This window comes from Neobacillus sp. OS1-2, assembly GCF_030915505.1.
Classification (GTDB): domain Bacteria; phylum Bacillota; class Bacilli; order Bacillales; family Cytobacillaceae; genus Neobacillus.
In genome coordinates, this window is sequence record NZ_CP133265.1 from 2,961,968 (window position 1) to 2,983,677 (window position 21,710).

The 21,710-nt window shown below is 39.9% G+C and carries 20 protein-coding genes and 1 riboswitch; of the genes, 11 read left to right on the forward strand and 9 right to left on the reverse strand.

Going from position 1 to position 21,710, the window contains the following annotated elements; translation table 11 throughout:
- Positions 1-32: 32 nt before the first annotated feature.
- Positions 33-1,763, forward strand: a complete 1,731-nt coding sequence (locus tag RCG19_RS14585) for an aromatic amino acid hydroxylase (protein WP_308107737.1) — start codon at positions 33-35, stop codon at positions 1,761-1,763.
- Positions 1,764-1,801: 38 nt separating this feature from the next.
- On the opposite strand, the gene RCG19_RS14590 is transcribed toward RCG19_RS14585, so the two are convergent.
- The 4 genes from RCG19_RS14590 to RCG19_RS14605 form a co-directional block, all read right to left on the reverse strand.
- Entirely contained in the window at positions 1,802-2,437 is a 636-nt protein-coding gene (locus RCG19_RS14590) for a Bax inhibitor-1/YccA family protein (RefSeq protein ID WP_166240879.1), read from the reverse strand.
- A 50-nt stretch (positions 2,438-2,487) separates the two neighbouring features.
- The gene (gene mscL / locus RCG19_RS14595) at positions 2,488-2,877 is read right to left on the reverse strand and encodes a large-conductance mechanosensitive channel protein MscL (protein ID WP_308107738.1); all 390 of its coding nucleotides are present in this window, start codon (positions 2,875-2,877) and stop codon (positions 2,488-2,490) included.
- 144 nt (positions 2,878-3,021) lie between these two features.
- Complete coding sequence (locus RCG19_RS14600) at positions 3,022-4,254, reverse strand: aminopeptidase (RefSeq protein WP_308107739.1); 1,233 nt, start codon at positions 4,252-4,254, stop codon at positions 3,022-3,024.
- A gap of 415 nt (positions 4,255-4,669) precedes the next feature.
- Positions 4,670-5,941, reverse strand: a complete 1,272-nt coding sequence (locus RCG19_RS14605) for an MDR family MFS transporter (protein ID WP_308107740.1) — start codon at positions 5,939-5,941, stop codon at positions 4,670-4,672.
- A 177-nt stretch (positions 5,942-6,118) separates the two neighbouring features.
- Between RCG19_RS14605 and RCG19_RS14610 the strand changes: the two genes are divergently transcribed.
- Both RCG19_RS14610 and hutH read left to right on the forward strand, forming a co-directional pair.
- The gene (locus RCG19_RS14610) at positions 6,119-8,308 is read left to right on the forward strand and encodes a DNA topoisomerase III (protein ID WP_308107741.1); all 2,190 of its coding nucleotides are present in this window, start codon (positions 6,119-6,121) and stop codon (positions 8,306-8,308) included.
- Between the two features lie 302 nt (positions 8,309-8,610).
- Positions 8,611-10,128 carry a histidine ammonia-lyase gene (hutH, locus tag RCG19_RS14615; RefSeq protein WP_308107742.1) on the forward strand — a complete coding sequence of 506 codons (1,518 nt, stop codon included), beginning with the start codon at positions 8,611-8,613 and terminating at the stop codon, positions 10,126-10,128.
- Positions 10,129-10,194: 66 nt separating this feature from the next.
- On the opposite strand, the gene RCG19_RS14620 is transcribed toward hutH, so the two are convergent.
- Positions 10,195-10,395: a hypothetical protein gene (locus RCG19_RS14620; RefSeq protein ID WP_308107743.1), complete on the reverse strand. Its 201-nt coding sequence runs from the start codon at positions 10,393-10,395 to the stop codon at positions 10,195-10,197.
- A 563-nt stretch (positions 10,396-10,958) separates the two neighbouring features.
- Positions 10,959-11,049: riboswitch (cyclic di-GMP riboswitch) on the forward strand.
- A gap of 30 nt (positions 11,050-11,079) precedes the next feature.
- Between RCG19_RS14620 and RCG19_RS14625 the strand changes: the two genes are divergently transcribed.
- A complete protein-coding gene (locus RCG19_RS14625; RefSeq protein ID WP_166240893.1) occupies positions 11,080-11,214 on the forward strand; it encodes an anti-repressor SinI family protein in 135 nt (44 codons plus the stop codon).
- Between the two features lie 80 nt (positions 11,215-11,294).
- Here RCG19_RS14625 and RCG19_RS14630 read toward each other — a convergent pair whose 3' ends face one another.
- Positions 11,295-11,624, reverse strand: a complete 330-nt coding sequence (locus RCG19_RS14630) for a helix-turn-helix domain-containing protein (protein ID WP_166240895.1) — start codon at positions 11,622-11,624, stop codon at positions 11,295-11,297.
- Positions 11,625-11,900: 276 nt separating this feature from the next.
- On the opposite strand from RCG19_RS14630, the gene map reads away from it, so the two are divergent.
- Positions 11,901-12,650, forward strand: a complete 750-nt coding sequence (gene map / locus RCG19_RS14635; protein ID WP_308107744.1) for a type I methionyl aminopeptidase — start codon at positions 11,901-11,903, stop codon at positions 12,648-12,650.
- 93 nt (positions 12,651-12,743) lie between these two features.
- Here the strand turns inward: map and RCG19_RS14640 are convergent, their stop codons facing one another.
- Positions 12,744-12,968: a DUF1128 domain-containing protein gene (locus tag RCG19_RS14640; RefSeq protein ID WP_166240899.1), complete on the reverse strand. Its 225-nt coding sequence runs from the start codon at positions 12,966-12,968 to the stop codon at positions 12,744-12,746.
- 228 nt (positions 12,969-13,196) lie between these two features.
- Between RCG19_RS14640 and RCG19_RS14645 the strand changes: the two genes are divergently transcribed.
- On the forward strand, positions 13,197-13,568 hold the full coding sequence (locus RCG19_RS14645) for a YtxH domain-containing protein (protein ID WP_166240901.1): 372 nt from the start codon (positions 13,197-13,199) through the stop codon (positions 13,566-13,568).
- Between the two features lie 16 nt (positions 13,569-13,584).
- Positions 13,585-14,421 (forward strand): YihY/virulence factor BrkB family protein, encoded by an 837-nt coding sequence (locus RCG19_RS14650; RefSeq protein WP_166240903.1) that lies wholly within the window; start codon positions 13,585-13,587, stop codon positions 14,419-14,421.
- A 298-nt stretch (positions 14,422-14,719) separates the two neighbouring features.
- Here the strand turns inward: RCG19_RS14650 and RCG19_RS14655 are convergent, their stop codons facing one another.
- Both RCG19_RS14655 and RCG19_RS14660 read right to left on the reverse strand, forming a co-directional pair.
- A complete protein-coding gene (locus RCG19_RS14655; RefSeq protein WP_308107745.1) occupies positions 14,720-16,636 on the reverse strand; it encodes a heavy metal translocating P-type ATPase in 1,917 nt (638 codons plus the stop codon).
- Positions 16,637-16,868: 232 nt separating this feature from the next.
- Positions 16,869-18,044, reverse strand: a complete 1,176-nt coding sequence (locus RCG19_RS14660) for an MFS transporter (RefSeq protein ID WP_308107746.1) — start codon at positions 18,042-18,044, stop codon at positions 16,869-16,871.
- A 190-nt stretch (positions 18,045-18,234) separates the two neighbouring features.
- Here RCG19_RS14660 and cax point away from each other — a divergent pair, with 190 nt between their 5' ends.
- The 4 genes from cax to RCG19_RS14680 all read left to right on the forward strand — a co-directional run bounded on the left by cax (position 18,235) and on the right by RCG19_RS14680 (position 21,605).
- Positions 18,235-19,293, forward strand: a complete 1,059-nt coding sequence (gene cax / locus RCG19_RS14665) for a calcium/proton exchanger (RefSeq protein WP_308107747.1) — start codon at positions 18,235-18,237, stop codon at positions 19,291-19,293.
- 424 nt (positions 19,294-19,717) lie between these two features.
- Positions 19,718-20,335, forward strand: a complete 618-nt coding sequence (locus RCG19_RS14670) for a YczE/YyaS/YitT family protein (RefSeq protein WP_308107748.1) — start codon at positions 19,718-19,720, stop codon at positions 20,333-20,335.
- Positions 20,336-20,448: 113 nt separating this feature from the next.
- Complete coding sequence (locus RCG19_RS14675; protein ID WP_308107749.1) at positions 20,449-21,270, forward strand: YfkD famly protein; 822 nt, start codon at positions 20,449-20,451, stop codon at positions 21,268-21,270.
- A 134-nt stretch (positions 21,271-21,404) separates the two neighbouring features.
- Positions 21,405-21,605, forward strand: coding sequence for an SE1561 family protein (locus RCG19_RS14680; RefSeq protein WP_308107750.1), 201 nt, complete (start codon positions 21,405-21,407; stop codon positions 21,603-21,605).
- Positions 21,606-21,710 lie beyond the last annotated feature (105 nt).

Below are 21,710 nucleotides of genomic sequence, written 5' to 3' on the forward strand. Positions count from 1 at the left end.
CATTTCAATTTTTAAAAAAAGGGAATGGTCAAATGACTGGAAAAGGAATGAAAAATATTCCTGTGCATTTACAGCCATATATTTCAAAGCAATATTATCATTGCTATACACCGATAGAGCATGCGGTTTGGCGCTTTGTCATGAAACAGAATCATTTTTTTTTAAAGGATATCGCCCATCCTGCTTATGTAAATGGTTTAAAGGATTCTGGAATCAAGACCGAGTCGATTCCGAAGGTAGAGGACATGAATACAAGCCTGGAAAAAGTGGGCTGGGGGGCAGTTACTATCGATGGACTCATTCCTGGTTCAGCATTTTATGGCTTTTTAGCAGAGGGGATTCTTCCGATTGCAACAGAAATACGAAACATCCACAACATTGCCTACACACCCGCGCCGGATATGATTCACGAAGCTGCGGGCCATGCGCCGATTTTGTTGGATGAATCGTATCGTAAATTTGTGAGAAAAATTGGTGAAATGGGTGCCAAGGCACTTTCCAGTAAGGAGAAGCTAGAAGTATTTATGGCCGTTCGCCATTTAACAATTGTCGCGGAGGATCCTTTCTCAACCTCTGAGCAGGTAAAGGAAGCAGAAAAGCAAGTTGCTGAAGCGAGAACGAAGGTAAAAGGATTAACGGAAGCGGATCAGGTTTCAAGACTGTTTTGGTGGACGGTTGAATATGGCTTAATTGGGGAGCTAGACAATCCTAAGATTTACGGGGCAGGGTTACTGTCGTCAGTTGGGGAGAGCCAAAGCTGTTTGAAAGACGATGTCAGGAAAATTCCCTTTTCGGTTGAAGAATGTACCATGACTCCATATGATGTGACAAAGCCACAGCCACAGTTATTTGTTTGTAAGACCTTTGAAGACTTAGTAGCAGCGGTTGATCAATTTGCTGCGACAATGGCCTTTCGAAAAGGCGGAACGGAAAGCCTCGATAAGGCACTGCTAACCGATAGTGTGGCAACGATGGTGTTTTCTTCAGGGTTGCAAGTATCCGGCACGCTGGATACGATTTTGAAGGATAAATATGGTGAAGCGGTTTATTTCCGGACGAAGGGGCCAACTGCATTAGCGTTCAACAATAAGCAGCTGGGTGGCCATGGGAGAGAAACACATCGCAAAGGCTTTGGGACACCGGTTGGTTGTCTAGAAGGGAATATTGTACTTGAGGATTGCTCTGCGGAGCAGTTACAAAAATTAGGAATCATAGAACAACGGATTGCAAAATTAAGATTTCAAAGTGGTGTAAAGGTAAAGGGGACTGTAAAAAGGATTTTGCTGGCAGAGGGAACCCCCATCTTAATTTCGTTTAGTAATTGCAAAGTGACTTATCAGGGCAAGCTGCTGTTTGAACCAGCCTGGGGGACATTTGATATGGCCGTCGGGGCTAATGTTTCCTCTGTCTTTGCAGGTGCAGCTGATCCTAACAATTACTATGAAATTCCTTCAAATGAGGAAGGAGCGGAAAAGGTTGAACAACAGGGTTGGAACGAACTAGAAACCTTATATGGGGAAATTAGGGGCTTGCGTGAGGGGCAGGAATGGGATGAACAAAGAGTAGTACGGGTCTTAACTAGTTTAGAAGAAAAGTATCCAAAGGAATGGCTATTGCGTCTTGAAATTTTAGAACTCTATAAAATGTACCATGCAGATCATCCACAAATTGCCCTCATTGAGGAACAGCTCCAGACTACTAACTGGGATGCTTCCGTTAATCAAATGATTCAACGGGGGTTAACGTTAATTCTTAATAGCTAAAATGAAAAGGAGCTTGGATTACCAAGCTCCTTTTAGAGTTAATCTCTACTATTTAATATTCCAAATATACGAAGAATGCTTACGAATAGGTTAATGAAATCTAAGTATAAACTTAAGGCCATTAATGGCACATCTTCTGCTCTCACGCCGTAGTTTTTCATGCGGTTGATATCAAATAGAACATAACCACTGAATACTAAAACTCCGATAAAGGAATAGGCAAGCATTCCTGTAGAACTAAGCGGGGAGAACATATTAAATAGTCCAATCGCCACCATTGCCAGCAGGGCAGCTAGTAAGAACCCCCCTAAGAAAGAAAAATTCCGTTTTGATTTTGCAGCGTAAATCGAAATACCGCTGAACACAATTGTTGTTGTAGCAAATGCCATGATGACAACATTTGCACCTGCCGTTGCAGCATAATAAGCGACAATTGGATAAAGTGTAATCCCCGAGATAAACGTAAAAATATATAAAAATGAATAAGAAATGGCCTTTTTACGTCTAAAGAAGACAGCAGCGAGAATCATTACAAATTCCAAAATAGCTAACGGTAAAAATAAGCTAGGCGGTACATATACTCCTGCCATTGTGCCAAGAAAGGCAATTGCCAGAGATAAAGCAAACGTGCGTAGGACGGATGGCATATATTCTGCTGATGTTTGTGTATACAATTTTCTTCACCTCTAAAATGTTTTCTTACTAGAAATATACGAGGAAGTGGTCAAGATGTTTCATTTTTTCTTAAAATTTCTTTCTCTTCTTTTAATAAGTCGCGAATTTCAGCTAAAAGTTCTTCACTGCGATCGATTTTCACAGGGGCAGGTACTGCCTCTTCTTTCTTTTTAAAACGGTTGATGAACTTAACAAACAGGAAAATGGAAAAGGCAATGATAAAGAAATCAACGACTGTTTGAATAAACGATCCATAGTTTATTTCTTTATAATGTAATTCTTTGAAGTCAACGACCCCAATAAATAACGCAATAATTGGCATGATAATATCTGCGACAAGGGAAGAAACTATTTTTCCAAAGGCTGCGCCAATAATGACTCCAACAGCTAAGTCCATGACGTTACCCTTCATCGCAAATTGTTTAAATTCTTTCCACATATATAGTCTCCTTCGAAATGGGATTTTCTTAAATGTCCATTTTATCCTCTAACCAACTTAAAATGCAATATCGAACCTAGTGAATCAGCCAATTTTACTATAAAGGAATAAGCAGGTGTTGATAACACCTGCTCAAAGTAATCTTTAAAAAGCCCAATTTCCTGCTCTGAATATTGCTTCTGATTTCCCATCGGCGGTAATTCCGTCGATGTCCATTGCTGCTGACCCAATCATGAAATCAACGTGGGTAATACTTTCGTTTAGTCCATTATTAGCTAATTCTTCGGGGGTCATTTTTTTGCCGCCTTCGATGCAGAAAGCGTAGGCACTTCCAATGGCTAAGTGGTTTGATGCATTTTCATCAAACAATGTGTTAAAGAAAAGAACATTTGATTGTGAAATCGGTGAATTAAAAGGAACAAGCGCCACTTCGCCAAGATAATGAGAACCCTCGTCTGTTTCGACAAGACGCTTCAAGATTTCCTCGCCTTCTTCAGCTTTCACACCAACAATTTTCCCGTTTTCAAACGTAACTGAAAAACGGTCAATAATATTTCCACCGTAGCTTAATGGTTTTGTGCTTGCTACTGTACCATTTACACCGGTTTTTAATGGAACAGTGAAAACTTCCTCTGTCGGCATATTGGCCATAAATTCAAAGCCTTTTTCATTCACACTTCCAGCTCCAACCCAAAGATGTTTCTCCGGAAGCTCGATCATTAGGTCAGTGCCAGGTGCTGAATAATGAAGCTTCTGATAACGCTTTTCATTTAAATAGTGTACTTTCTCATGAAGGGCTTCGTCATGCTTCTTCCAGGCATCAACTGGATTTTCAACATCCACTCGAACTGCTTTAAAGATGGCGTCCCACAACATATTGACTTGGGTTTCAGCAGGCGCATCCGGGAATACTTTTGCCGCCCATGCCTCAGATGGCACAGCAATAACCGTCCAGCTCACTTTATCGGATTGGGCTGCCTTGCGGTAATTTCCCAGGGCTTTCCCTGCGGCTTTATTGAAATTAGCAATCCGCTCAGGGTTCACACCTTTTAACAAATCAGGGCTGGAAGAAATAATCGACATAAAGGCTGCACCTGAATCCGCAAGGTCTTCCATTTCCTTTGCCCGCCAAATAGGGTATTCGGTGAAGGCTTCATCTGGAGCGAGATCATACCTTGTTCTCGTAACTGTATCGTCATTCCAGTTGACAACGACATTGTGGGCACCTACTTCGTACGCCTTTTTGACCACTAGGCGGACAAATTTTGCAGCATCTAATGTTGCCTGGACGACTAATGTTTGTCCCCGTTGAACATTCACGCCTACCTTGACGGCAAGCTCAGCATATTTTTCAAGCTTTGTTAAAAAGTCACTCATATGTATATCTCCTTTTTCAGAATCTTCCTATATTGTAGCGGTTTTAATTGGAAAAGGAAACCACAAACCCCTGCTATGTCTTCACAAAAAACGAGTATATCCTTCCACGCCACTACGACCCTTTTTTACAAAAAAACAGTAAAGATTTGCATCTTTACTGTAGCTTGCTGCCGTATACTTTTATATTAAAATAAACCCCTGCGGAAAATAGTACTAGGAATGTAATAATGCCTGACAATGATGTTGGAGCCATGAACTGTGATAATTCCATTCATTTCCACCGTCCTTATAATTAGAACCTTGAATAGATTAATTATAATATGAAAAGAGGCAAATGTGAACAATTTAGTACAATTTTTTGACGAATATTTGAACTTTTTAATGATCAATAAAAAAAGCACCATGAAGTGCTTTCTCAAATAGTGGTACTCATTTTTTGTTTTTCAAAAGTATGAAACATAACCCAATATATTCCAGCACTAACGAGTGCCAATAGGAAGAGAACAAAGAATGTCCATCCATAGCCAATCCAAACCGTCAATGGAATCGACAAGGGCGCAATGGTCCGACCGATGGTAAACCGCAAGCTTGCTGCTGCAAAATATTGACCTCTCATATGCTCCGGTGCAATCCTGGAAACGAAGCTTTGCTGCAGGCCGGCGCCCATTAATTCCCCAAAGGTGAAAACGGCCATCGCCGCAATTAAGCCCCAAATCCATTGTGTCTGGCTAAAGATAACGATTGATATGGCATAGACAATTGAGGATAGGACAAACACGTTCCTTTCATAATATTTCCCCATCCATTTTGTCACGAAAACGGTCAGCAGGGCAACAAGGAAGCCGTTCTCTGCAAGAACAATTCCAAATGCCTGCTCGCCTTTAACGATAAAGGACCAGTCACCAATGGAGAAGAGGGTTTGACTTTTCACAAAATCCTTAATGTAAACAGGGATTAATAAGTCTAATTGCATAAATGTCTGCCCAGCCAAAACACCTGCAATAATAAAGAGCAGGAACGTTTTATCCTTTACAATCAGCGCATAATCCCTTAGCTGATTTTGTAAAAAGTAATACCATTTCGCGTCGTTTGAAAGGGAAATAGGCTTTTGAGCAGGAACGGTTTCCCGCGTCCATTTTGCTAGAATTAACCCTAGTAAAATACATACTGCTCCAGCAAAAAGCAATAGCTGAAAGCGGTAGTGAACATAGAAAATGGCTCCCAGTATGGGCCCGATAACAACGGCTATATTAATAGATGTATAAAAAATCGCAAACACATCACTGCGATGCTTTTCCTTTACAACATCGGCAACCATAGCTTGGCTTGCAGGCCAGTAAAATGAACCGAACACACCAGCAATGGCAAACGAGATAAACCCTAACCAAGGCGATTGCAACCATGGGGAACTCGCCAATGCGAAGCTTAAAAAAGAGAGGCCTTGTCCAATTGCGGAGAGGACCATCATCCGTTTTCTGCCAAACCGGTCTGCACAATATCCACCCATCAGGTTGGCAATGACTGAAAAGATTTGTGAAAAAACTAATAATAGACCAGCTTTGTTTTTACCAAATTCCTCAGCAAAGTAAATCGTCAAAAACGGAAAAAACATCCAAAAGGTAATATTCATCATCGCTTCAGCAAACAAGCGGACTTTTAAATTTGTATCCCAATCCCTAATCCTCATTCTGTATCCTCGTTTCGATAGTTCTGCCAATACATCATACTATCCAGATAGAAGGTTATTCAAGAAAAAAATGACAAACGACGTATAAGCTCCTCCATTGGAAATTTCGGAATTACTGATTCCATTTGGGACGTATGCTATATTTAACATATGGAAATTTGAAAGGATGTTTTAAAAATGGTAAAAAGTGTAGTCATTGCTGAAAAACCTTCTGTCGCACGTGACATTGCTCAGGTGCTTAATTGTCATAAAAAAGGAAACGGGTATCTTGAAGGAAATAACTATATCGTCACGTGGGCCCTCGGGCACCTAGTCACACTTGCGGACCCGGAAAGTTACGATGTCAAATATAAAACATGGAATTTAGAAGACTTGCCTATGCTGCCTGAACGATTGAAATTGACTGTCATTAAGCAGACGGGAAAACAGTTTCATGCGGTTAAAAGTCAACTGATTAGAAATGATGTCAAAGAAATAATCGTGGCAACAGACGCTGGGAGAGAAGGAGAATTAGTTGCTCGGTGGATTATTGATAAGGCAAAAGTCAATAAACCGATCAAACGTCTATGGATCTCATCTGTTACCGATAAAGCGATTAAAGACGGGTTCGCAAACTTGAAACCGGGTAAGTCTTATGAAAATTTATATGCATCAGCGGTCGCTCGTTCAGAAGCTGACTGGTATATCGGTCTTAATGCAACACGGGCATTAACAACTCGGTTCAATGCCCAACTAAACTGTGGCCGTGTGCAAACACCTACTGTTGCGATGATTGCGGCCCGTGAGGATGAGATTAGAAGCTTTAAAGCACAAACCTATTACGGTATCGAAGCCCACACAAGAGACCAATTAAAGCTAACCTGGCAGGATGCAAAAGGGAACGGCCGCAGTTTTGAAAAAGAGAAAATCGAGGCGATTGTAAAAAAACTAGGGAAACAAAATGCCGTTGTTACGGAAATTGAAAAGAAGCCTAAGAAGTCATTTTCACCGGGTCTATATGATTTAACAGAACTACAAAGGGATGCGAATAAAATCTTTGGATACTCGGCAAAGGAAACGCTAAATATTATGCAAAAACTGTACGAACAGCATAAAGTTTTAACGTACCCAAGGACAGACTCACGGTTTATCTCATCCGATATTGTGCCAACCCTACCAGAACGACTAAAAGCATGTGGAATTGGTGAATATCGCCTACTAACGAATAAAATCTTAAAAAAGCCAATCAAGGCTTCTAAATCTTTTGTTGATGATAACAAGGTATCCGATCACCATGCCATAATTCCTACTGAAGGTTATGTTAATCTTTCAGCTTTTACAGATAAAGAACGAAAAATTTATGATTTAGTGGTTAAACGCTTCTTAGCCGTTCTATTCCCGGTATTTGAGTACGAGCAATTAACGCTTCGTGCAAGAATCGGTGAGGAAAACTTCGTTGCTAGAGGAAAAACCATTTTATCACTTGGCTGGAAGGAAGTTTACAATAATCGACTTGAAGAGGACGATGAAAGTGACGATCTGAAAGAACAAATATTACCACGAATTGAAAAAGGTGATACCTTAGACGTTAAACTAATCGCGCAAACATCAGGTCAAACGAAGCCGCCTGCCCGCTTTAATGAAGCAACATTACTGTCGGCAATGGAAAACCCAACGAAGTATATGAATACGAAAAATAAACAACTGGCAGAGACCTTAAAATCAACAGGCGGGCTTGGTACTGTTGCAACCCGAGCGGATATCATTGATAAGCTTTTCAATTCATTTTTAATTGAAAAGCGGGGCAAAGATATTCATATTACCTCAAAAGGCCGTCAATTGCTGGACTTAGTGCCAGAGGAGCTGAAATCACCGACTTTGACGGCCGAGTGGGAACAAAAGCTTGACAAAATAGCCCAGGGCAAGCTGAAAAAAGATGTGTTTATTAGCGAAATGAAAAACTACACAAAAGAAATTGTAGCTGAAATTAAAGCAAGTAATAAAAAGTATAAGCACGATAACATCTCGACAAAGAATTGTCCTGATTGTGGAAAACCGATGCTTGAAGTGAATGGTAAAAAGGGGAAAATGCTCGTCTGCCAAGACCGTGAATGCGGCCATCGTAAAAATGTTGCCCGTGTCACAAACGCTCGCTGTCCAAAATGCCATAAAAAGCTTGAGCTGCGGGGTGAAGGGGAAGGACAAGTGTTTGCCTGTCAATGCGGTCATCGTGAAAAACTATCGGCATTTGAAGCACGCCGCAAAAAGGAATCTGGCGGTAAAGTCGATAAGCGGACAGTCCAAAAGTATTTGAAAAATCAGCAAAAGGAAGAAGAACCTTTGAATAATGCGTTAGCAGAAGCGTTAAAAGGGTTGAAGTTTGACTAATAGGATACGTAAAGGGCTATTCAAGAAGAATGAAAATCTTCTTGAATAGCCCTTTTCTATATTATTCTGCTAAAGTGTTATCGTGCTAAAATTCAGAAAATTTAGTTGACATCTAGGGTTTTCTTCACATACAATAATTATCAACCTAATAGTTTATAGAATGGACTGATCCCAATGAGGCATCGCCGAAGAATGGTACAAAATTTAATTACTTTTATAAAAGAGGCTGGACTCCCAATCAAATAAGATTCGGAATCCAGCCTCTTTCTTTATTATACTAAAGTGGTAGAGGAGCGAGAAATATGATTACACTGACAGGTAACAGTCTAACACTAGAGCAAATGAAGGATGTTTTATACCGCAAGCAAAAGGTCAACGCATCAGAAAAGAGTATGGAAGCGGCTCAAAAAAGCCGGGAAGCCGTTGAGAGAATCGTTTCAGAATCGCGTGTAGTTTATGGGATTACCACGGGATTTGGAAAATTTAGTGATGTGTTGATTGATAAGGATCATGTACAAGACTTGCAGCTTAATTTAATCCGCTCTCATGCATGCGGTGTAGGCGATCCATTCCCAGAGGTTGTTGCTAAAGCAATGGTTCTCTTAAGGGCAAACGCACTTTTAAAAGGTTATTCGGGAATTAGACCGCTTGTCATTGAAAAGCTATTGGAATTAGTGAACAAGGACATCATCCCTGTTATTCCGCAGCAAGGATCCCTTGGTGCAAGCGGTGATTTGGCGCCGTTATCGCATCTTGCTTTAGTGTTAATCGGTGAAGGTGAAGTGTTTTATAAAGGGGAAAGAATGGAATCTCTTGAGGCGCTTCAACAAGAAGGCATCCTCCCTGTAACTTTAGAAGCAAAAGAAGGGCTGGCCCTTATTAACGGGACACAGGCAATGACCGCAATGGGGGTTGTCGGTTATTTGGAAGCAGAGCAGGTAGCACATGAAAGTGAACTGATTGCCTCTATGACCATCGAAGGGTTAAATGGAATTATTGACGCTTTTGCTGAAGAGGTACACATCGCAAGAGGGTATAAACAACAGATCGATACAGCGGCAAGAATCCGCCGCTACTTAAGCGACAGTTTATTAACAACCCAGCAAGGGGAAATAAGAGTCCAGGATGCCTATTCGCTGCGCTGTATCCCACAAGTACATGGTGCTTCATGGCAAGCACTTGATTATGTAAAAGAAAAACTAGAAATAGAAATGAATGCAGCAACTGATAATCCATTAATTTTTGATAATGGTGAAAAGGTTATTTCCGGAGGAAACTTCCACGGACAGCCAATTGCTTTTGCCATGGATTTTATGAAAATTGCGGTCGCGGAATTAGCCAATATTTCGGAGAGACGCATTGAAAGATTAGTTAACCCGCAGCTAAATGACCTACCGCCATTCTTAAGTCCCGAGCCGGGATTACAATCTGGAGCAATGATCATGCAATATGCGGCCGCGGCATTGGTTTCTGAGAATAAAACACTTGCCCATCCCGCAAGTGTTGATTCGATTCCATCATCAGCAAACCAAGAGGATCATGTGAGTATGGGGACGATCGGGTCAAGACATGCGTATCAAATTATTCAGAATGTCAGAAGAGTGCTGGCTATTGAGATGATTTGCGCAATGCAGGCTGTAGAAATTCGTGGAGTAGATAAAATGGCAAGTCATACAAAAATGTTCTATGAAAAGGGACGGGAGCAGGTTCCATCCATTACGAAAGACCGCATTTTTTCAAAAGATATCGAAAAGGCTGCAGAATGGTTAAAAACAATAGAGTTTTCTCAACTCGTGGCTTCGCTTGCGATCGAATATTAATAGGCAAAAATGAAAAGGCGTGAATCATTCACGCCTTTTTATATCTAACAGGGTGGTTGCGCTTTTTTACTCCATTTGTTCCGGCAGCAAGCGGGCGGTATCTCCCCGACCCTCGTCTTCCTCGACTCTATTTTTAAATGCTTCTCTGGTAACAAGGAATTCTTCATCCCCAATGGCTTCCTTTGTATGCTTTTCTGTTGCACTATTCATTGGAAACTCACCAGGATGATTCTTCTTTTTATGTTCAAAATGCTCTCCTCGTGCCATACGGACCACTCCTTTCGTCATCACCTGTAGCATTCCCGAACATTTAAAAAAAATTACGAACGAGTAGAAAAAAAGCTGGTAATAGAGTGGCTATTCACTCATCACCAGCTTTTGTTTCTGCTTTATCAGGTTTGCACATCCTGTCAAGAAAATAACCGGCAAACACAATGAATGCAATCGGAATTGAAAAGTTTAGGACATGAACAACAGTCATAGCATTACTTCACCGCCGTTTTTGGAATATTAATAATATTAAGTATATTTATATGTTGTTAATATTATATGATAACTGTCACAATTTAGACAAATCTATTTAACATAAAAATGGCAGGGGTTCTCTTTTTATCGCTACTTTTGAATTGATTCAAAGGATTTTTTAATTTTGTAGGATTATGGGATATTTTGTTAGAAAAAGAAGTTAGAAAATTTACAATACTGACAAAATATAACACCATGTTAGTAAAGGACTAGATATAATGAACATATCTTTTATTTGAATAAGTAAATCGGCCTAGCAAGGGAAAAGCGAAAAAGGTAATCGGTCATGTATTAGTTGTACTGGTGACAGAAAAAGGCAAACTTGTTGAAAAGCAGGGACGCAAAGCCGAGGATCTAAGGCAGGTTTTTAACTGCTATGGTGGCCGGGCTGCCTGGAATACGAATCGTATTTTAGGAGTGTGAAAAATGATTATTACAGAAAGTGAAGTGGATGTAATCGATCAGGAATGGATGGCACTAATACTGGAAGCAAAGGATCTTGGACTATCAATTGAAGATGTACGTGATTTTCTTAATCGAGACAACCAGGATGAAAGCTGACGTACATACTAAATAAAAAAGCATTCAACAAAAAATGACATTTTTTGTTGAATGCTTTTCTTTTCGGGATAAAACAGTTCCTATTCGTTATTATTTTGGTTGATCCGCCACTTATTGAATTCGAGAAAGTCGCGAAATTGATCTTTTGAAATGCCTGAGCTCATTGCATCTTTGACTAGATTCATCCAATCGTTATCTAATGTATCCTTATCGATTTGCTCATGTATTAAATGTTCAACTGGAAGATTTAATACAGCAGCAATTTTTTCGAGAAACTGAATAGAAGGATTCTTTTGCAGATTTCTTTCAAGGGAACTTAAATAAGATTTAGCCACTCCTGCTTGTTCAGCAAGTTCGGATAGTGACATTTTCTTTTCTAAGCGGAATTTTTTAACACGGTCACCAATCATTGAGCCTCACACACCTATTTTTAATATTAATATGTTCATTCTACCAAATAGAATGGAAAAGTACCATATTAAGAACATCTGAATGTTACAATATAATGAACATGGAAATAGTCGTTTCAGAACCTGCAGTAAAAATTTTTGAAAAAACGAGTAGATAGAGGTAATATAAAATGTGTTGTCAGCCAAGAGTACGCTTTTACAAAAATGATATGCCGTGCTGAATCATATTGTTAAATATACATAAAATGAAACAAAAAAGGAAGGGGATCCTCCTATATGATCATTCTTAAATCACAACGTGAAATTGAAGCAATGAAAAAGGCCGGAGATATTCTTGCAGCCTGTCATAAAGAAATAGCAAAATTAATTAAACCAGGTGTCACAACTTGGGAAATAGAGGAGTTTGTTAATAAATTTCTAAACGAAAAAGGAGCGACACCGGAACAAAAGGGATATAAAGGCTATGAATATGCAACATGTGCCAGTATCAATGACGAAGTATGTCATGGCTTTCCAAGAAAAGAACCCTTAAAAGAAGGGGACATTGTCACAATTGATATGGTGGTTAGGTACAATGGGGCCTTGGCCGATTCGGCATGGTCTTATGCAGTTGGCCAGGTTTCGGAGGAAACAGATCATTTATTACAAGTAACAAAGGAAGCCTTGTATAAGGGGATTGAACAGGCCGTGGCAGGCAATCGAATTGGGGACATTGGCCACGCCATTCAAACCTACGTTGAAAGCCAAGGGTTGTCTGTTGTTCGGGATTTCATTGGGCATGGGATTGGTGCGGTGATTCATGAGAAACCAGATGTACCGCATTATGGCTTGCCCGGTAAAGGCGCGCGAATTAAAGAAGGCATGGTTTTTACCATCGAGCCAATGGTGAATATCGGTAGATACCAAACAAAGATGGATAACAATGGATGGACAGCAAGAACCTTTGATGGAAAATATTCTGCTCAATACGAGCACACACTTGCGATTACCAAGGATGGCCCCATCATCCTAACTGAACAGAAATAAACCAAATTAAGATGCAGAAGAACCGTCCCCTGCTTCACTGCTTCAATTGCCCAAAGAAAAAACCCGTTATTTAGCACAATAACGGGTTTTTTCTTATTTCTTTCTAAGATTTCCAAGCTCTTCGACTAAGGCCTGCATTTCATTGGGACTAAATGAATTCTTTTTCATGACCATATCGTAAATTTCTTTTAATTCTTCATACATTTCTTCGTCAAAGTGTGATGGCTTGATGGCTCCAAGGTTTAGCACTCTTAATTTATCCTTAATTTGTTCAATCATATATTCGACATTTTCAACAGATCTTACTGATAAATTCATTTCGGGCACCCTTTCCGAATTAATAATCCAATCTTTTCATGTTAAAAAGTATCTGTCAATACAAACTTCCTTTGAAGTTTAGTTTAACCATAGATAGGGAATAAAAGTTACCGTGTGAGACTTGCATAGGAAGGTTACATAAAGCAAAATAATGATAGGATTCATTTTTGGTATTAATTTCTTTGAAGGACACTTAATGATATTTATATGGTATAAGGAGAGGTTAAGATGACGAGAAAAAATCAATTTTGGAAGGGTATGCTGCTTGGAGCCCTTGCGGGTGGGGCTATCAGTTTATTTGACAAACCAACACGAGAGGCGATGAAGGAAAACCTTTCAAAAACCTCAAACAAAGTGGCCTATATTGTCCGAAATCCGGGAGAAATAGCTGACAAAGTAAAGGGTACGGCGAATAAAATCAAAACAACCTTTGAACAGGTGAGCGAAGACATTTCCTATATTACAGATAAGGTGGAGGAGATAAAGGAGCTTACACCACAGGTAACAGAAATGATGAAAGAAACAAAGGATACATTCACTGGCAGTGAAGAAGCAGACCTACTAGAAGAAGTTAGAGGAGAAGGAGTAAAGATCAAATAAAGAAGGAGGTAGAGCAATGGGCAAAGAGGTGAATGTACGTTCCTCATTGATAAGGTTACTTTGGCACCGGATTGAAGAAGATGACCTGCCAGGGTTAAGCGCACAATTGGCCTACTTTTTTCTTCTTTCCTTGTTTCCACTCTTAATTGTCATCTTTACGCTTTTACCATACTTCCCGATTCCCCATCAAGACATGCTGGGGATGATCAAGGATTTTGCACCGGCGGAAGCGATAGAGTTAATTGAAAAGAATGTCAATGAAATCATGACACATCGGAATGGCGGGTTGCTTTCCTTCGGGATAATCGGGACGATTTGGTCAGCCTCTAATGGAATAAATGCCGTTGTGAGGGCTTTTAATAAGGCTTACAATGTAAAGGAAAGCCGTTCATACATCGTCTCACGTGGAATGGCGATCGTACTAACCTTTGCGATGATCTTTGTCTTTCTTCTGGCCATTGTTCTACCAATATTCGGCAGGGAAATTGGGCTTTTCTTATTTTCAAAATTAGGATACACATCAGAATTTATTAAGATCTGGAGTACATTAAGCTGGCTCGTGAGTGCCATTATTTTATTTCTGATTTTTACAGGATTGTATTGGATTGCCCCCAATGTGCGACTGCGCTGTCGGAGTGCTTTTCCTGGAGCTATATTTGCCACTCTTGGATGGATTCTTTCGTCCATCGGCTTATCCTTTTATGTGGGTAATTTTAGTAACTATTCACTTACCTATGGCAGTATTGGAACCATTATTATTTTAATGATTTGGTTATATATTTCTGCGTTCATTATTATTATTGGTGGCGAAATTAATGCCTTCTATAGTGAAAAGAATCGGTCAAATTGCTAATACTTACCTTCATGAAAAAAGGTCGTTTGCCCAAACTAGAATAGAGGGGTAACCCACTAATAAGGGAGGTTTTAGTCGATGACAAAGCATACTAAAAAGGATGGAAGTACAAAGCAAAAAGGCAAAGGCAGTAAAGGAAACAAAACGTCCGGATCGGCAAATGGATCTAACGGATACCACTAAAGCGCACTGGTCAGCTAGGACGCTGGCGCTGGCCATTTCTCTAAGTTGAAAATAATATCCTACTAAAAAGGCCGGGTGAATAATGCTTCACCCGGCCCATTTAACGAATTTCCACCTATGACTTTAATAATCGCAGGCTATTTAAAATGACAAGAATCGTACTTCCTTCATGGCCAATGACCCCATAGGGCAAATCGAGCATTTGAAAGAAATTTGAAGAAATCAACAACATGATGACGGTGATAGAGAAAATGACATTTTGTTTGATGATTTTGTTCATACGCTGTGAAAGGTGGATGGCTTCAGAAATCTTCGGTAAATCATTTTTCATGAGAACAATATCAGCAGTTTCTAGAGCTACATCTGTCCCTCCACCCATCGCAATCCCGACATTCGCAATCGCTAATGCAGGTGCATCATTGATACCATCACCAACCATTGCAACAGTTTTATATTTTACCTTCAGTTGCTTGAGCTGTTCCACTTTTTCTTCTGGGAGGCATTCCGCGAAAAATTCATCGACGTGACTTTCCGTAGCAATAGCACGGGCTGTTTTTTCACTATCGCCAGTGAGCATGACGGTTCGAATACCTTGTTTCTTTAAATGGTCAATGGCAAACTTAGTTTCCTCACGAACGACATCCTTCATCGCCACCATTGCACAAAGCTCTCCATCTATTTCAATAAACACGAGCGTATTGCCAAGGCTTGCAAGGTCTTTAGCCTTTCCATCGGCAAACCGATCAACATTTTCTTTCCCCACAAATGCTGCCTTGCCAATCTTCCACTGTTCTCCATTTACTTCTGCTTTAACACCCCAACCTGGGATATCTTCAAGGGTGTCAGGATGAAATAGTTCTTTCTTAATATTCTTCTTCGCATAATGAACAATGGCCTGTGCCAGCGGATGGTTCGAATGACTTTCTATCGAAGCCGCTTTCCAAATGAGCTTCTCTTTTTCAAGGCCTTCCTTAACAATTATTTCGGTGACTTCCGGTTTCCCTTTTGTGAGCGTACCGGTTTTATCAAAAGCGATGGCCTCTAAATGACTTAAATTTTCAAGATGCACCCCGCCCTTTACTAATATCCCATGTTTGGCTCCATTTGAAATGGCAGACAACGTAGCGGGCATGATGGAAGCGACCAGTGCACAGGGGGATGCAACCACTAATAATATCATTGCCCTGTAAAAGGATTCTTGCCAGCTCCAGCCAAGAAAAAAGTGTGGCAGGAAAAACATTGAAATCACAACAAGCAAGACTACCTTAACGTAGGTTCCTTCAAATCGTTCAATGAACAACTGTGACGGTGACTTTTCGCTTTGAGCCGATTGAACAAGCTGAATGATTTTTTGAAAAAGAGTATCTTGACTCGACTTTGTCACCCGAACAGAAATTGAACCTGTCATATTAACGGTTCCGGCAAATACATCTGCTTCTTCCCCTTTAGAAACAGGCATTGATTCACCTGTTATCGCTGCTTCATCAATATTGGTTTGTCCTTTGATAATCATTCCGTCTGAAGGGACACGTTCCCCTGGTTTAATGAGGATCTGATCACCGACCATTAGCTCTGAAACAGGCACCTTTTTTTCATAGCCGTTGGTGATCAGCAAGGCCTCTTCCGGCTGCAGCTCCATTAACGAAGAAATTTCCTTGTGGCTTTTATTCATGGTGTAGGTTTCCATGGCACCGCTGACAGCGAAAATGAAGATTAAAATAGCCCCCTCAGTCCAGTATCCGATGATAGCGGAACCTACTGCGGCAAAGATCATCAGCATCTCAACGTTCAGCTCTTTATTTTCATAGGTGGCTTCAATGCCTTCTTTTGCTTTGGCAAAACCGCCAATCACAAATGCCAATAGGTAGGCGACGATAGAATCAGCGCCGCTTCCATACTTATCAAACAGCCAGCCAACTAAAATCAACACCCCACTTAACCCCGCAGCGATCAATTCGAGATGTGGTTTCATTTTTTCTATCATGCCAGTCTTCTGAATACCCTTTGCAAGAGTCTTTGCTTCGGAACTCATTGTTTCTCCCCCTCTGGTTCAACATTGGTAACAATCTCGACTTTGAGAAATGTCTAGCTTCAGCTTTTCTATTTCTAATTGATAAAAATAATCAATGTCATTACCCCTAAAAAACACGAAAGCTGTCATCGAAGTGATGACAGCAAAAATCTCAAAAATTTATCTAGTTTATTTTCCTTAATCTTACCACATAGTCTATGCGTTAAGATATGATTTTGCTTCATTTCCATACTTACTCATTTACCGTAACCAATGACTTTTCCTTATTTAACGAGATGATTAAGAAGATAATAAAAAATAATGTACTGATTATATGAAAGAAGCTGATATTTTTAAAAAACTGAATAAAAAATCCACCCAATGTAGGGCCAATTAAACTACCCAGACTGAAAAAGATGCCACACAGTAAATTTCCGGTTGGAAATAAATTTTTCGGCATTAAGTCTGCCATATAGGAAATACCAAGCGAGAATGTGGAGCCCACACACATTCCTGCAACAAATAAACAGACAGCCAGCAAGAAAAAGGATTGTTCAAAGAAACTCGCAGCTGTAAAACAAATGGACCCAAGAAATAGGATAGTGATTAGAATAGTCCTTCGTCCAAATTTATCACTTAACATACCTAATGGCAGCTGAAATACAATCGCACCAATGGCAAAGGAGGCTAAAAGAATCGAAACACTCTTCACATCGATGCCAATCCTTAATGCATATACTGGAAAACTTCCATTTAGAGATGACTCTAATACACCATAGGCAAATGTGGGTAGAAAGGCAGCCCATCCGTATTTCCATGCTTGTGAAAATCGCTTTATCGTGGCAGTGAAGGAATGGACCATTATTTCTTGATCTGGAAGCTCATTTTTAAGGGCAAATAGGAAGACCCATCCCACCAAACATAAAGCAGAAGATAATATGAAAGGAAGGGCCTCATTTACATTAACCAATGGCGTCATTAATGGTCCAGTGGCAAATCCTATCCCAAAAAATAATCCATAGAGCGAAAGATTTCTTCCCCGCTTCTTTTCGGGTGAAAAGGAAGTAATCCACGTCTGTGTAGCAAAATGCAAGGCATGATCGCCGATTCCGATGAAAAGCCTTAATATAAACCAAAACCAAAATGTTTTCCACAACGGAAACAATGCCAATGAGACAATGACCATTAAGCCACCGAAAATGATAATGGGCTTATAGCCAAATTTCCGAAGAGGTTGCTCCATAAATGGGGATACTAAAAGTATTCCTATGTATAGTGCCGTCGCATTTAATCCGTTTAATGAAGAGGAAATGCCACTATGTTCAAAAATAACTGCTATTAGTGGGAGGAGCATTCCTTGACTAAACCCCGAGACCGCCACAATACTAACTAATATCCAAAATCTAAAATTCGTATTAACGTTTATCATTTTTTACCTCTAGAAAAAATAATTTGGTTGAGTATTAATTATCAATTATTTATTATAACAAGATAAGGGCTCTTTTGGTTGAAAATGAATTATTTTCCTGCTTCGTTAAGTAGATGGTATAGGGACTAGCAGAAACAAATAAAGGGAAGTAAAAGGGAAGAGAATAAAAATTAAAAGTGGAGGGATGGCATTGGCTAATAAAGTCTTTATGCTGCTAACATTTATCGGTGTTCCCCTTTCAGTTATCGGAACACTGATGCATTGGCCAAGTATTATTCTATTTATTCTTTATTGTTTAACGATTATTGCGTTATCAAGCTTTATGGGGAGGGCAACTGAAAGTCTTGCTATTGTTGCTGGCCCGCGCATTGGAGGTCTTTTAAATGCAACCTTTGGAAATGCGGTAGAGCTGATTATATCTGTTTTTTCGCTAAAAGCAGGACTAGTGGGCATTGTTCTTGCCTCATTAACCGGTTCCGTCCTGGGAAACCTGCTATTGGTTGCAGGACTTTCTTTTTTTGTTGGTGGACTAAAATTCAAGCGGCAGGAATTTAATGTATTTGACGCACGGCACAATTCCGGCTTGCTGATGTTTGCAGTGATGATTGCCTTTGTTATTCCAGAGGTATTTTCGATAAATATGAATGAAGCAAAAACTTTCTCCCTAAGTATTGGGATCTCGATCATTTTAATTCTCCTGTATCTTGCAGCATTATTTTTTAAACTTGTTACCCATCGAGGGGTTTATCAAACGGAAACTGAAAAGGTTGGTCACGAAGACGAGGAACCAGAATGGGGAAAGGGTAAGGCCATCGGGGTTCTATTGGTTGCAACATTAGCCGTGGCCTATATTTCAGAACATCTCGTTCATACCTTCGAATATGTGGGAGAGACGTTCGGTTGGTCAGAGCTATTCATTGGGGTCATCATTGTAGCTATCGTCGGAAATGCGGCAGAACATGCATCCGCCGTTTTGATGGCATTCAAAAACAAAATGGATATTGCGGTTGAAATTGCTATCGGCTCAACCTTACAAGTGGCCATGTTCGTCTTACCCGTCCTGGTCCTGATTTCGCTCTTCTTTGAGCAATCAATGCCGCTGGTATTCAGCTGGCAGGAATTAATCGCAATGGTCTCATCAGTCCTACTAATGGTTGTCATCTCAAACGACGGGGAATCCAACTGGTTCGAAGGACTAACACTGCTCGCAGCCTACGTAATAATGGGAATCGGCTTCTTTCTACTATAAGAAAGGTCGAAATACCTTTATAGGTGTCAGGCACCAATAAAGGAACAAAAAGAAGACTCCAGGCCTAATGGTCTAGAGTCTTCTTTTTGTTTCAAAGTATTCTAATGTTTGAAATGTACGGGGTAATTCTTCATTACTGTGCTATAATGTAACCGTTATTTGGGTTTATAAATCAATCGCTTTCTTTGGGTCCATCAATCACCAACCTTCATGTAATTTAGACTGCGAAAAACACGAGTGTTGAAGGTAAATATAAGACGGGAATCCCAACCTCCTTAAAGATAATTAAGTAACTGGTTAGCTGATTGATTACAGCCCTCCTTTTTTGAAAGGTTAAGTATAGTATAATCCTAAAATAGAATTTTGTAAATAATCAGATTATTACATTTCTATTACGTTTTTACCTATTATAAAGGAGCGACAAATGAAATTTTTTATTAGATTTTTATTTTTTATTATTGGGCTAACTATTATGACTTTTGGGGTATGTATGACCATTAAAGTGGCTGATATTGGTGTAGGAGCCTGGGATGCCTTGAACGTCGTGCTAACGGAGAGGGTAGGGTTGTCCGTCGGCAAATGGGTGATGATTGACGGGGCGATTTTAATTTTTGTTAATGCCCTGTTAGTAAAAAGGAGACCCGATTTTCTTTCCTTTTTAACAATCATTGTCATCGGTTCTTTAGTAGACTTTTGGCTTATGACTGTTTTTGATCGGTTTACGGTGAACCCATTTATCGCCAAATTAGGCATGCTGCTCGCCGGCATCTTAATTATTGGATTTGGAGCATCCATCTATTTGCAAGCAAAGTTCCCGCAAAGTCCGATTGACAATTTTATGTTAGCAATAAAGGAACGTTTCAACGTGAACTTGATGATGGCCAAAACAATTGGCGAAATTACAGCCTTCATTCCAGCATTTATTTTAAAGGGGCCTATTTCTTATGGAACCATTATTATTACTTTTACAGTAGGTCCGGCCATTCAACTGTTTTATCCATACTTTGAAAAATTAATGCACCGCCTTCAGTTAAAATATTGAACCTTAGTTGGGCGAAATTTAGAAAAAAATTTCTGGAATGGATAATATGAATGAACTCCGAAAAAACTACGTAGAGAAATTATTAATGCTACTTAGTGAAAGGAGTTTACCTTGTGAAGAAACATATTTCCTTACTATTGACACTGCTTTTAATGCTTTCCTTTATTCCGTCTGCTTTCGCCCACAAAGCAGCGGTGAAAAAGGCACCAGCTCCAGCTCCAGTGAAATATCAAGTCCCGGCCTCAGTTCGGAATATTTCGAAGGAAAATACGTATCCGAATTCAACGCAGGATTTGCCTTTGCTGAAGCCAAGCGATTTAACCAAAAAGTTAATAAATTCATCAAAGGAAAAAATTGAAAACCCTGATTTAATCCGAATGCTCAATGAGTCCAGTATTAACAGTACCCCATTTGCTGTCGGCTATCGTGCGATTATCTACCTTGGTCAGTGGCCGTTGAACTATCAATCATCAGAAACCTCCCCGAATTGGGAGTACCAAAAAATAAATACGAATTACTTTGATAATCGCGGTGGAAAAGTGCCATATCAAATAAAGTATGTGCAGGAGTCACAAAAGATTATCCGTGGCGGACTGACAGCTAAGATTGCCAATGCGGAAGACGTGAAAAAGATGATGCTCCTAAAAGCAATGGAAAAAACTCGCCTGCCGCTCTCATTTGAAACGATTATCGGCGCCGGCACGAAAAATGATCATATTTATAATATCCCAGCAAATCGACTGGGCTACTTATATGCCTATGCTCCAGGGGTTAATGAAAAGGGAAAAGTTACTTATGGTGAAGTGTATTTGATGCTAAAAGGCAGTAAAAAGTTTATTGTCGTGAAAAACGTTACCTCACAAGGGATTGGTGCTTGGATCCCTGTCCAGGATTATGTATCATTTGGTTTCGCTGCATCAGAACGGCCTCGATAATTTTGGACGTAAGGACTCCTGGCAACAGGGGCCTTTTTGTTTTATAAAAAGTAGGACATACTATAGGATATACTATTTGTCAAAGCTTCCATTTTTCGATAGGATGAATACGGTAATGAAAGGAGCGATATAGCTTGGGCAGTCCGATTCAAGAAAAAAATTCACAGGTCGATTTTTTAAAACAGCGCTTAAATATGTTTATTGATGTGTTAGATGCCATTGATCCGGAAGATGCGGACCTTGAAGATATTGACCGTTTAATTTCGATGCTTGATGACATGGAATCAAAATGCAGAGAATTTAATAATCGTGAAGCAAGTAAGTCTGTTAAATAGCAAACTCTTTTTTTGCGGGGAAAAGCTGGGGTAAAATGCCATGTATTCGCTTGCAAGCTTATCCTTTATATCTAGTGATGATAGGAGTATAATGTAGACGTGCAA